Source organism: Streptomyces europaeiscabiei (assembly GCF_036346855.1).
Lineage (GTDB): Bacteria > Actinomycetota > Actinomycetes > Streptomycetales > Streptomycetaceae > Streptomyces > Streptomyces europaeiscabiei.
In genome coordinates, this window is record NZ_CP107841.1 from 2,084,215 (window position 1) to 2,095,651 (window position 11,437).

9 protein-coding genes are annotated in these 11,437 nt (G+C 72.2%); 4 read left to right on the forward strand and 5 right to left on the reverse strand.

The features are described from left to right. Window positions 1-12: 12 nt before the first annotated feature. The 5 genes from OG858_RS08910 to OG858_RS08930 form a co-directional block, all read right to left on the reverse strand. Entirely contained in the window at window positions 13-651 is a 639-nt protein-coding gene (locus OG858_RS08910) for a GTP-binding protein (RefSeq protein ID WP_086748363.1), read from the reverse strand. Beyond that, the gene (locus tag OG858_RS08915) at window positions 632-1,054 is read right to left on the reverse strand and encodes a DUF742 domain-containing protein (protein WP_319067277.1); all 423 of its coding nucleotides are present in this window, start codon (window positions 1,052-1,054) and stop codon (window positions 632-634) included. Before OG858_RS08915 ends, OG858_RS08910 begins: the two co-directional genes overlap by 20 nt. Then, window positions 1,051-1,458: a roadblock/LC7 domain-containing protein gene (locus OG858_RS08920; protein WP_037701766.1), complete on the reverse strand. Its 408-nt coding sequence runs from the start codon at window positions 1,456-1,458 to the stop codon at window positions 1,051-1,053. The genes OG858_RS08915 and OG858_RS08920 overlap by 4 nt, the downstream gene beginning before the upstream one ends. Next, window positions 1,455-3,110 carry a sensor histidine kinase gene (locus tag OG858_RS08925; protein ID WP_328545008.1) on the reverse strand — a complete coding sequence of 552 codons (1,656 nt, stop codon included), beginning with the start codon at window positions 3,108-3,110 and terminating at the stop codon, window positions 1,455-1,457. The genes OG858_RS08920 and OG858_RS08925 overlap by 4 nt, the downstream gene beginning before the upstream one ends. Before the next feature lie 346 nt (window positions 3,111-3,456). Next, window positions 3,457-4,092, reverse strand: coding sequence for a TetR/AcrR family transcriptional regulator (locus OG858_RS08930; RefSeq protein WP_319067276.1), 636 nt, complete (start codon window positions 4,090-4,092; stop codon window positions 3,457-3,459). A gap of 191 nt (window positions 4,093-4,283) precedes the next feature. On the opposite strand from OG858_RS08930, the gene OG858_RS08935 reads away from it, so the two are divergent. The 4 genes from OG858_RS08935 (at window position 4,284) to atzF (ending at window position 11,192) form a co-directional block, all read left to right on the forward strand. Further along, window positions 4,284-5,108, forward strand: a complete 825-nt coding sequence (locus OG858_RS08935; protein ID WP_328545007.1) for an urea amidolyase associated protein UAAP1 — start codon at window positions 4,284-4,286, stop codon at window positions 5,106-5,108. Then, window positions 5,105-5,740 carry an urea amidolyase associated protein UAAP2 gene (locus OG858_RS08940; RefSeq protein WP_319263374.1) on the forward strand — a complete coding sequence of 212 codons (636 nt, stop codon included), beginning with the start codon at window positions 5,105-5,107 and terminating at the stop codon, window positions 5,738-5,740. Before OG858_RS08935 ends, OG858_RS08940 begins: the two co-directional genes overlap by 4 nt. Further along, a complete protein-coding gene (locus OG858_RS08945; RefSeq protein WP_327743585.1) occupies window positions 5,737-9,255 on the forward strand; it encodes a 5-oxoprolinase/urea amidolyase family protein in 3,519 nt (1,172 codons plus the stop codon). The genes OG858_RS08940 and OG858_RS08945 overlap by 4 nt, the downstream gene beginning before the upstream one ends. Window positions 9,256-9,527: 272 nt before the next feature. Beyond that, window positions 9,528-11,192 carry an allophanate hydrolase gene (gene atzF, locus OG858_RS08950; protein WP_327743586.1) on the forward strand — a complete coding sequence of 555 codons (1,665 nt, stop codon included), beginning with the start codon at window positions 9,528-9,530 and terminating at the stop codon, window positions 11,190-11,192. Window positions 11,193-11,437: the final 245 nt, after the last annotated feature.

The following is an 11,437-nucleotide window of genomic DNA, read 5'->3' on the forward strand; positions in this document are numbered from 1 at the left end:
CTCAGGCGCGGGTCATGACGACGCGGCCCCCGATGCCGCCGCTCCCGACGTGGCCAGGGAGTGCAGGAAGGTCATGAGGGTCATCAGGACGTCGCGGCTGGACGCCCGGCGGCGCGCGTCGCAGCGGAGGATCGGGATCTCCCGGGCGAGGTCGAGGGCCTGACGCATTTCCTCGATGTCGTAGCGGGGCGCGTCCGGGAAGTCGTTGACCGCCACGACGAAGGGCACACCGCGCTCCTCCAGGCGGCCCATGACGTCGAAGCTGACCTCCAGCCGACGGGTGTCGACCAGGACGACCGCACCGAGGGCGCCCTCGAACAGGCCGTTCCACAGGAACCAGAAGCGCTCCTGGCCGGGGGTGCCGAACAGATAGAGCACCAGCTCGTCCGTGACGCTGATACGGCCGAAGTCCATGGCCACGGTGGTGGCCGTCTTGGACTTGGAGCCGAAGTTGTCGTCGACACCGATGCCGGCCTGCGTCATGGTCTCCTCGGTCGTCAGCGGCCTGATCTCGCTGACGGACCCCACCATGGTCGTCTTGCCGACGCCGAAACCGCCCACGATCACGATCTTCGCCGCGGCCTGCGCGGTGTGCGGCAGGTGGTCCTCGGTCCGTGGACCCGTGATGGTGTCAGAGCTTTTGAAGTCCATGCATCACCGCTTCGAGGAGGGAACGGTCTGCCCGCGCCTGCCGGACGACCGGTGCGCGTGCCTGTACCAGTTCGGCCGTCAGCAGCTCGGTGAGCAGGACGGTCACCACGCTGATCGGCAGGTTGAGGTAGGCCGAGATCTCGGCCACGGACAGGGGTGCCTGGCAGATCCGGAGCAGTGCCGACTGCTCCGGAGCGGCGGACGGCGGTGGATCGGCGCGCGCCACGATTAACGTGACGAGGTCGATCGGAGCTCGCTCGCCGTCCTCGCCGGTGAGGATGTAGAGCCGCTCGGGCGGGCGCCCCCCCGTCTCGCTCGTTTCGCCCGTGGGATCGTCCTGGGGCGGCGGTGGGGGAGGCGGCTCGTGCTTGGGCTGGCGCCGCTGGCGACGGGGAGGCGTCATACGGTCTGCCCGTTCCGCCGCGGCGGACTGGTGAGGTGGGAGCCGATCCGGTCGACGAGGTCGCGCATGCGGTTGCTCATCAGTCCGGGTTCCGCGATCTCGTTGGCGAGCACCGCGAGATAGGCGTTGGAGCCGGCGGCCATCAGATAGAAGTAGCCGCCGTTGATCTCGATGATGACCATGCGCATGTGGCCGTCGCTCTGCGGGATCTCGTCGGCCACGGCGCCGGCCAGGCTCTGCAGTCCGGCGCAGGCCGCGGCGACCCGGTCGGCGGCGTCCGGGTCGCCGCCGTGGCGGGCGATCCGCAGGCCGTCGGCGGAGAGCACGACGATCTGCTGGATGCCGGGTACGCCGTCGGCCAGATCCTTCAGCAGCCAGTCGAAATTGGCCCGTCGCTGGATCACTTGAGGTCCCCCTCGTCGTCGGCCTCGGTGCGGGCCGGCTCGGTGTTCGCGGTACGTGCGGTGGACGCCGTCGGGTCGTCCGGATGGTTCCTGAAGGCGTTCGGGTCGGGGTCGCCCTTGAGTCCGGCCATGAACGCCTCGACCCACATGCCGGGCGGGGGCTGCTTCTTCTCCGGATCGGGCTCCGGCTGCCACACCGGGGCGGCGGCCATGGCGGCCTCGGCCGCGGCCTCCGCGGCGGCGGCCTCGGCGTAGCGCTGGCTGAGCGGAATCTTGTTCCGGCTGCGGCGCTGCGGCAGGCCGTTGGCCGTCCACTCGGTGACGACGGGGACGTCGTCGTCCATGTCGTGGCCCCTGCCCTGGCCGCCCGTGTCCTCCGCGGAACTCGGGATCCGCGGTCCGGTGGTCGGGCGACGGCGCTTGGCCTTGCGGTTGGGGCCTTCGACACCACCGTTGTCCATGATCGTCACGGCGCCGGCGCCGATGCCGTGGGCCAGGCCGGGGGCGGGTTCCTCGGTGAGCATGTCGCGCGGTACGACGACGACGGCGCGGACACCGCCGTAGGCGGACGGCCGCAGCGAGATCTGCATGTTGTACATCGTCGACAGCCGGCCCACGACGGCGAGGCCGAGGCGCGGGGTGTCGCCCATGTCCTGCACGTCGATGCCCTGCTGGGCCTTGGCGAGCATGTCCTCGACCTTGGCCCGGGTCTCCTCGCTGAGGCTGATGCCACCGTCCTCGATCTCGATGGCGATGCCGGTCTGCACCTCCACGGCGGTGACGTGCACCTTGGTGTGGGGCGGCGAGTAGCGGGTGGCGTTGTCCAGAAGTTCGGCGCAGGCGTGGATGACCGGTTCGACGGCCACACCGTCGACATTGACCTTGGCGATCGAGTCGAGCTCGATGCGGCGGTATTCCAGGATGCGGGACATGGCGCCGCGCAGGACGCTGTACAGCGGGACGGGCCGGGACCAGACACGGCCGGGGCGGCCGCCGCCGAGCACGGCGATGGAGTCGGCGAGGCGGCCGATCAGGGCGGTGCCGTGGTCGATGCGCAGCAGGTCGTCGAAGACCTCGGGGTTGCGCCCGTGGTCCTCCTCCATCTCGCGGAGTTCGTTGTTCTGCTGGTGGACGATCGCCTGGACGCGGCGGGCGATGTTGACGAACGACCGCTGCGAGGAGTCGCGGAGCGCGTCCTCGCGGTCGACGATGGTGAGCAGGGTGCGCAGCAAGTCTCGCTGGGACTCGGGCAGTTCGCGCCACTCGGCGTCACCGTCGACGACGTGACGAATCACCTCTGCGGGGGATTCTCCGCCGCGCAGCCGGTACAGCGCGGCGGGCAGGATCTCCTTGCCCAGCCGGGTGAATTCCTGGTCGTGGGCGGTGATCCGCTGCTCGAGGAGAACGGTCCGGCGCTGCTGTTCGGCGCGCAGTTCGCGGACCGTGCGACGGCCGCCGCGCACCGCGACGACGGCGACCACGATCAGCAGGAACGTCGCGACGGCTCCGCACAAGCCGACGGCGAGCCGGGCCGACCCCGTCACCAGGGAGACGGTGGTCCCGGTCGCCGCGGCCATCAGTATCGCCGGTAGCGGCAGCACGCGCGCGTAGGGAAGTTCACGGCCACCGGGAGGCGATTGAACACTCACCATGTATGCCCTCTAAAGACAGATCGGCTGAAGGTCGGGGTACTTGCGGGGAGTTGCTGGAGCTTGCTCGGGTTCATCGGGGAATCAAACTGGATCTTCGGTATTTTTTGGAACAAGCGCCCGAATACATCTCAACTCGGTGCGCTGCGGGCGAGCTTAGTCCGACCGGATCATCGCTGTGTCATATTCAGCAACCGACTGAAATCGCCCTCGGGACAGGAGTACGCTCTGGTCATTTACACGCAGGGGCGCCATTCGCACACAGTGCGTGACGACGAACAGGCGTACGAAAAGTGCCCCTTGACAAGGTGAACCGGTGCCGGAGGCGGCCTGTCGGGGACGCCCTTCCTCAGACGCCGACGATGCGCAGCGCGGCGTCCGCCGTCGCCTCGGCGAAGGCGGAGACCGGGCGGTCGGGGTCCGAGCGGTGGACGAGGATGACGCCCTCGATCAGCCCGAAGACGAGATCCGTCCGCAGATCCAGCTCAGTCTTGGCGAGCGCCCCGCCCGCGGCCGTGGCCGCGATCAACTGCCGGTACGCGTCCTTGAGTTCGGCCCGTACCGCATGGAAGCCGGCGAAGCGTTCGGTGCGGACCTCCGGGAGGAGGTAGAGCCCGCCGAGGTTGTGCGGGCCGCCGCACAGCAGGGCGACATCCGCGCGGCACAGCTCCCGGAGCCGCTCCTCGGCGCGGGCGCCGTCCCGGGCGAGGAGTTCACGGGCGTACGCGAGCGACGGGGTGACCGTGGACTCCAGCAGCTCGGCGAGCAGCTCCTCCTTGCCGGAGACGTAGTGGTACATGGACGCCTGCCGCATTCCGGCGCGCTCGGCGAGGGCCCGGGTGGTGGTGGCCGCGTAGCCCTGCGTCGTGAACAACTCGGCGGCGGACGCGCGCAGTTCGTCGCGGGGCGACAGTCCGCTCTCGGGCCGCCCTCCGGCCCGGGGCCTGCCGACCCGCCGCCCACCGGTGCCGCCCGCGCTTCCCATGTGTTCGATCCTCGCACACGGCACCCGCGCGTCCGCTGCGACCGGTCGCACGGTTCCCCGGCCCCCTGACGAGGCACGACCATCGTGAGGGGTCGGTAACTGCCCCGCAACGCCAGGGACATGGCGACGACCCGCCCCGCCCCTAATTTCTGTCGCACGACAGAAATACAGCCGCACCCGGAGGTCCCACGATGGCGACATCGACGACGTACGGAGCACGCGACCACGCCCGCGCACAGGAGGGCGCCCGGGCCGAGGCGATGCCCGTGGTGCCCGCGAGCCGCTGGCCGGCCCCGCCCTGCGAGGCGGAGCACCTGGTGTGGGCGGAGACGGTGGCGGGCGGCAACTACACCCACAGGGTGCTCGCCCGGGGCACCGAGTTCCGCCTCACCGACCTGCGCGGCGACGCGTGCGCACATCTCCTCCTGCACCACGCCGACCGCCCCTGGGAACGGCTGAACGTCGCCGACACCGTCAAGGTCCAGTGGAACGCCTACCTGGGCGAGGGCGTCCTGCTCCTGTCCGACCAGGGCCGCGTCCTCGCCTCGGTCGTCGCGGACACCTCCGGCCGCCACGACGCGCTGTGCGGCACCTCCACCCTCGTACGCAACACCGAGCGGTACGGGGACGGCACCCCGCAGTCCCCCTCGCCCGCCGGGCGCGAGCTGTTCAAGCTGGCCGCCGCCAAGAACGGCCTCGAACCCCGGGACCTCCCGCCCTCGCTCTCGTTCTTCCAGGGCGTGGAGGTACGCGAGGACGGCACCCTCGACTTCACCGGCTCCGCCGGCCCCGGCGCCGCCGTGACCCTGCGCGCCGAGCAGGACGTGACCGTACTGATCGCCAACGTGCCGCACCCTGCCGACCCGCGCCCCGACTACGTCAGCACCCCACTGGAGGTGCTCGCCTGGCGCGCCGGGCCGACCCGGCCCGGCGACCCCCTGTGGGACGCCACCCCCGAGGGCCACCGCGCCTTCCTCAACACCGCCGAGTTCATCGCCGCGAGGGAGACCGCATGAAGACCGCCACTTCGGTGAAGACCGCCACCTCGGTGAAGACCGTCGTTCCGGCCAGGGCCGCCTGGTCGTCCGTGATACGCGCCGGTGAGACCCTCACCCTCACCGATCTGCACGGCAACCAGGCCGTCGACTTTCTCGTGTACGACGCCCACGACACCTCCGTGCGCTACAGCGCACCCGACACCATCCACGCGCAGGGCGGCATCTTCCTCACCACCGGCAGCGTGCTGATGTCCAACGAGCACACCCCGCTGATGACCGTGGTCGCCGACGACGTGGGCCGCCACGACACGGTCGGCGGCGCCTGCTCCAAGGAGTCGAACACCCTGCGGTACGGGCACCACACCTGGTCGCAGCACGCCTGCGTGGACAACTTCCTCGCGGAGGGCGCCCGGCACGGCCTCGGCAAGCGCGACCTCGTGTCGAACATCAACTGGTACATGAACGTGCCGGTCGAGAAGGACGGCACTCTCGGCATCGTCGACGGCATCTCCGCCCCGGGTCTCGCACTGACCCTGCGCGCCGAGTGCGACGTGCTCGTCCTGGTCTCCAACTGCCCCCAGATCAACAACCCCTGCAACGGCTTCGACCCGACGGCGGTGGAGATGACGATCACCGGAGCCGGCGCATGACCTTCGACACCCTGCTGGTCGCCAACCGCGGCGAGATCGCCGTCCGCATCATCCGCACCGCCCGCGAACTGGGCCTGCGGACGGTCGCCGTGTACTCCGACGCCGACCGCGCCGCCGCCCACGTCCGGCTCGCCGACGAGGCGGTACGGCTCGGCCCGGCACCCGCGAAGGAGTCGTACCTCGACGCGGACCTCATCCTGAAGGCAGCCAAGGACACGGGCGCGGGCGCCGTCCACCCCGGCTACGGCTTCCTCTCCGAGGACGCGGCCTTCGCCCGCCGCTGCGAGGACGCGGACATCGTGTTCGTCGGCCCCACCCCCGACCAGCTGGAACTGTTCGGCGCGAAGCACACGGCACGGGAGGCCGCCGAGGCCGCGGGCGTCCCGCTCCTGCCCGGCACCGACCTGCTGCCCTCGCTCACCGAAGCCCTCCACCAGGCCTCGGCCCTCGGCTACCCGGTGATGCTCAAGGCCACCGGCGGAGGCGGCGGTATCGGCATGTCTGCCTGTCGCTCCGCCGCCGAACTGACCGAGGCCTGGGAGCGGGTGCAGCGCGTCGCCGCCGCCTCCTTCTCCTCCGCCGGCGTCTACCTCGAACGCCTCGTCGAGCGGGCCCGCCATGTCGAGGTGCAGGTCTTCGGCGACGGCGACGGCCTCGTCGTCACCTTCGGCGACCGCGACTGCTCCCTCCAGCGCCGCAACCAGAAGGTCGTCGAGGAGGCCCCGGCGCCCGGCCTCCCCGACCATGTGCGCGAGCGGCTGACCGCCTCCGCCCGCGACCTGTGCGCGAGCGTGGAGTACCGCTCCGCCGGAACCGTCGAGTTCGTCTACGACGCCGCCCGCGAGGAGGCGTACTTCCTGGAGGTCAACGCCCGCCTCCAGGTGGAACATCCGGTCACCGAGGAGATCTACGGCGTCGACCTCGTCGCCTGGATGCTGCGCCTGGCCCGCGGCGACTCCGCCGTCGTCCAGGCCCCGGCGCAACCCCGCGGCCACGCCGTCGAGGCCCGGATCTACGCCGAGGACCCCTCCCGTGCGCACCGGCCGAGCGCGGGCCTGCTGACCCGGGTCGAGTTCCCGCCGGACGTCCGCGTGGACGGCTGGGTCGAGACGGGCACCGAGGTCACGACCTCGTACGACCCGCTGCTCGCCAAGGTCGTCGCGCACGGCTCCGACCGCGCCCACGCCCTGCGCCGGCTGGACGAGGCGTTGGCCGGGACCCGGGTCGACGGCATCGAGACGAACCTGGGCCTGGTCCGGGCGGCCCTCGCCGACCGGGACTTTTGCCGGGCCGCCCACTCCACGGCCACGCTCGCGACCGTGACCGACCCGACCCCCCGCGTCGAGGTCGTCGCCGGCGGCACCCTCACCACCGTCCAGGACTGGCCCGGCCGCAGGGGCTACTGGCAGGTCGGCGTCCCGCCCTGCGGCCCCATGGACGACCTCTCCTTCCGCCTCGGCAACCGGGCCCTCGGCAACCCCGAGGGCGCCCCCGGTCTCGAATGCACTCTCCAGGGGCCGTCGCTCCGCTTCACCCACGCCACCACGGTCTGTGTGTCGGGCGCCCCCGCCCAGGTGACCGTGGACGGCTCACCGGTCGCGCAGTGGGAGCCGGTGACGGTACCCGCAGGAGCCGTCCTGGCCGTCGGCGCCCCCACGGAACAAGGACTGCGCACCTACGTCCTCTTCGCGGGCGGCGGCCTGGACGTCCCGTCGTTCCTCGGCAGCGCGGCCACCTTCACCCTGGGCCGCTTCGGCGGCCACGGCGGCCGGGCACTGCGGACCGGCGACGTGCTGCACGGCGGAGCGGTCACAGCCGGAGGTCACCCGGTCCCGCCGGGGGCCCGCCCGCCGTTCACCTCCTCCTGGCAGGTGGCCGCCCTCGAAGGCCCGCACGCGGCACCGGAGTTCTTCACCGAGGAGGACATCCACGAGTTCTACGCGGCCGACTGGAAGGTCCACTTCAACTCGGCCCGCACCGGCGTACGGCTGGTCGGCCCCAAGCCCCGCTGGGCCCGCACCGACGGCGGCGAGGCCGGCCTGCACCCCTCCAACATCCACGACACCCCGTACTCGGTCGGCGCCGTCGACTACACCGGCGACATGCCGGTTCTCCTGGGCCCCGACGGCCCCTCCCTCGGCGGCTTCGTCTGCCCGGCCACCGTCGCCTCCACCGAGCGCTGGAAGCTCGGCCAGCTGCGCCCGGGGGACACGGTCCGCTTCCTACCGGTGGCGGACGACGCCTCGCCCCGCCCCGCGATCGTCGACGGCGGCGTCCTGGCCCGCGACGGCGACGTGACCTACCGCCGCAGCGGCGACGACAACCTCCTCGTCGAGTTCGGCCCCATGCAACTCGACCTGGCGCTGCGCATGCGGGTGCACGCCCTGATGGAGGCGATCTCCGAAGCGTGCCTCGACGGCGTCACCGACCTCACCCCCGGCATCCGCTCCCTCCAGATCCAGACGGCCCCGGCGGTCCTCCCACAGCCCGAACTCCTCACCCGGGTACGGCAGATCGTGACGTCCCTCCCCCCGGCGGACGAACTGGTCGTCCCCTCCCGCACGATCCACCTCCCCCTCTCCTGGGACGACCCCGCGACCCGTGAGGCCATCGCCCGCTACATGGCGGGCGTCCGCGACGACGCGCCCTGGTGCCCCTGGAACATCGAGTTCATCCGGCGCGTCAACGGCCTGGACTCGGTGACCGACGTCTACGACACGGTCTTCGACGCGGAGTACCTGGTCCTGGGCCTGGGCGACGTCTACCTGGGCGCCCCGGTCGCGACCCCGCTGGACCCCCGCCACCGCCTGGTGACGACGAAGTACAACCCGGCCCGCACCTGGACCGCCGAGAACTCGGTCGGCATCGGCGGGGCGTACCTGTGCGTCTACGGCATGGAGGGCCCCGGCGGCTACCAGTTCGTCGGCCGCACCACGCAGGTCTGGTCGCCGTGGCAGCAACGCGGCGCGTTCGAGCCCGGCTCCCCCTGGCTGCTCCGCTTCTTCGACCGCATCAAGTGGTACCCGGTGGACGCCGACGAACTACTGGCCCTCCGCGCGGACATCGTGTCGGGCCGCTTCGTGCCGCGCGTGGAGCACGGCACCTTCTCCCTGGCCGCCCACCAGACCTTCCTCACGGAACACGCCGACTCCATCGCCGAGTTCGGAACGAGGCAGCGGACCGCCTTCGCGGCGGAGCGGGCGGCCTGGGAAGCGGCCGGCGAGTTCACGAGGGCGGAGGTGGTGTCCACGCCTCCGGCCACCCCGGCGGAGGTGCACGTCCCCGAGGGCAGCCATCTGATCGAGGCCGAGTTCACCGCGTCGGTCTGGCAGGTGAACGTGCGCCCGGGCGACCTGGTGACCACCGGCCAGCCCCTGCTGACCCTGGAGGCAATGAAGATGGAGTCCCGCGTCCGCTCCCCCGTGGACGGCACAGTCGACCAGATCCTGACCAGCCCGGGCACCCAGGTGGACGCGGGCACCCCCCTACTCATCCTGGCTCCGGCCGACACCTAGCCCCGCCAGGGGCGCGGGGGAACTGCGCGACGAGCCCCACCGAACCCCGCACCCGCCCACGACTCCGAACCCCCCGCCCCCCAAGGCGCCCAAGGCGCCCGAGGTGGTCGAGGTGGTCGAGGTGGTCGAAGGGGCACAGCCCCTGGATGGGGGCACCTCCCGCTCGAGCGAAGCCGAGAGTGAGGGAGGGACGGGTAGGGGCGGCGGGGCGAACAACCCACACGCACCCCCTCCGCCCCGCAGCCGACCACAGCACCCACCCAGGAGCACAGATGCCACAGTCCCCCACCCCCGTCCTCACCAGAGTCCGCATGGCCTACGCCCGCATCGACGCCGTGAACCGCCCCGAGATCTGGATCGACCTACGCCCCCAGCCCGAGGTGGAGGCCGAGGCCCGCGCCATCGACGCCCGCCTGGCCGCAGGCACCCACCTCCCCCTCGCCGGCCGCCTCTTCGCCGCGAAGGGCAACATCGACGTCCACGGCCTCCCCACGACCGCCGGCTGCCCGGCCTACGCGTACATCCCCGACGCCGACGCGCCCGTGGTCGCCCGCCTCCGCGAGGCCGGCGCCCTCGTCCTCGGCACCACCAACCTGGACCAGTTCGCCACGGGCCTCGTCGGCACCCGCTCCCCGCACGGCGCCGTCCGAGGCGCCCACGACCCGTCCCGCATCAGCGGCGGCTCCAGCTCCGGCTCGGCCGTGGCGGTGGCGCTCGGTATCGTCGACTTCGCGCTCGGCACCGACACGGCCGGCTCCGGCAGGGTCCCCGCCGCCTTCAACGGCATCGTCGGCCTGAAGCCCACCCGAGGCCTGGTCCCCACGACCGGCGTGGTCCCGGCCTGCGCCTCGATCGACTGCGTCACGGTGTTCGCCCGCACCCTCCCGGAGGCCGAACAGGCCCTCGCCCACATGTCCTCCCCGCCCGACCGCACCCTCCCGCCCCTCCCCCAGCGCGTCCCGGGCCCGTGGCGCGTCGCCGTCCCGCCACGCGAACAGCTGGGCGAACTGGACGAGGGCTGGGCGCAGGCGTACGAGGCGGTGGTGACCCGCCTCACGGCCGCGGGCGCGGACGTACGTCCCCTCGACCTCACCCCCTTCACCGAGGCCGCGGCCATGCTCTACCAGGGCGCGTTCGTGGCCGAGCGCTACACGGCGGTCGGGAGCTTCGTCGACAAGGCGATCGCGGACGGCGTCGACTCCCTCGACCCCACGGTCGCCGGCATCATCACCCGGGCCCGCGACATCCCGGCCCACCTGCTCTTCGCCGACCAGGACCGGCTGGCAGCCCTGCGCACCCGTGCCCTCGCCGAACTGGCCGACGCGGACGCCCTGTTGCTGCCGACGGCACCGGGCCACCCGACGCTCGCCGAGGTCGCCGCCGACCCGCTGGGCGCGAACGCCCGCCTGGGCCGTTTCACCAACTCCACGAACCTCTTCGACCTGGCGGCCGTCGCCGTCCCCGCGGGCGAGGTGAACGGCCTCCCCTTCGGCGTCATGCTGATCGGCCCGGCCTTCACGGACGACCGCCTGGCCCGCGTCGCCGCCCTCCTCCAGCCGGGGACCCGCCTGGCGGTCGTGGGCGCCCACCTCTCGGGCCAACCCCTGAACCCTCAGCTCCTGTCCCTGGGCGCCCACCTGGAGCAGACGACCACCACGGCCCCCGTCTACCGCCTCCACGCGCTCCGCACGACCCCGCCGAAGCCGGGCCTGGTCCACGTGGGCGAAGGCGGCGCCCCCGTCGAAGCCGAGATCTGGCGCCTCCCGCCCGAGGGCCTGGGCCGCCTCCTGACCACCCTCCCCCGCCCCATGACCCTGGGCTCCATCGAACTGTCCGACGGCACCCGGGCCCCGGGTTTCCTCTGCGAGCCCGGCGCCTTGCAGGACGCCCCGGACATCACGGAGTACGGCGGCTGGCGGAGATACCTGACCCACTGAGCAACGCCCCACGCCTCTCACCCAAGGCGAGCGCAGACAGCCTCACGCCCTCGCGGGAGCGTCGGCCGACTCTCCCCATCCTCCCCGGAGACGCCCACCCACTCTTGCCCTTCTCACGGGCACCGGCCGACGCTCGCCTTCCGGGGGACGCCGTCCGGCTCGTGTCTCCCCGGGGACACCCGCCGACTCTTGCCCTTCCCAGGGGCACCGGCCAGCTCTTGTCCTTCTCGGAGACACCCGTCGGG

Excerpts from the sequence above, each read along its gene's own strand:
- OG858_RS08935 (WP_328545007.1), top strand. The coding sequence starts at position 4,284 with ATGGCGACATCGACGACGTACGGAGCACGCGACCACGCCCGCGCACAG.
- OG858_RS08940 (WP_319263374.1), top strand. The coding sequence starts at position 5,105 with ATGAAGACCGCCACTTCGGTGAAGACCGCCACCTCGGTGAAGACCGTC.
- OG858_RS08910 (WP_086748363.1), bottom strand. The coding sequence starts at position 651 with ATGGACTTCAAAAGCTCTGACACCATCACGGGTCCACGGACCGAGGAC.
- atzF (WP_327743586.1), top strand. The coding sequence starts at position 9,528 with ATGCCACAGTCCCCCACCCCCGTCCTCACCAGAGTCCGCATGGCCTAC.
- OG858_RS08915 (WP_319067277.1), bottom strand. The coding sequence starts at position 1,054 with ATGACGCCTCCCCGTCGCCAGCGGCGCCAGCCCAAGCACGAGCCGCCT.
- OG858_RS08930 (WP_319067276.1), bottom strand. The coding sequence starts at position 4,092 with ATGGGAAGCGCGGGCGGCACCGGTGGGCGGCGGGTCGGCAGGCCCCGG.
- OG858_RS08945 (WP_327743585.1), top strand. The coding sequence starts at position 5,737 with ATGACCTTCGACACCCTGCTGGTCGCCAACCGCGGCGAGATCGCCGTC.
- OG858_RS08925 (WP_328545008.1), bottom strand. The coding sequence starts at position 3,110 with ATGGTGAGTGTTCAATCGCCTCCCGGTGGCCGTGAACTTCCCTACGCG.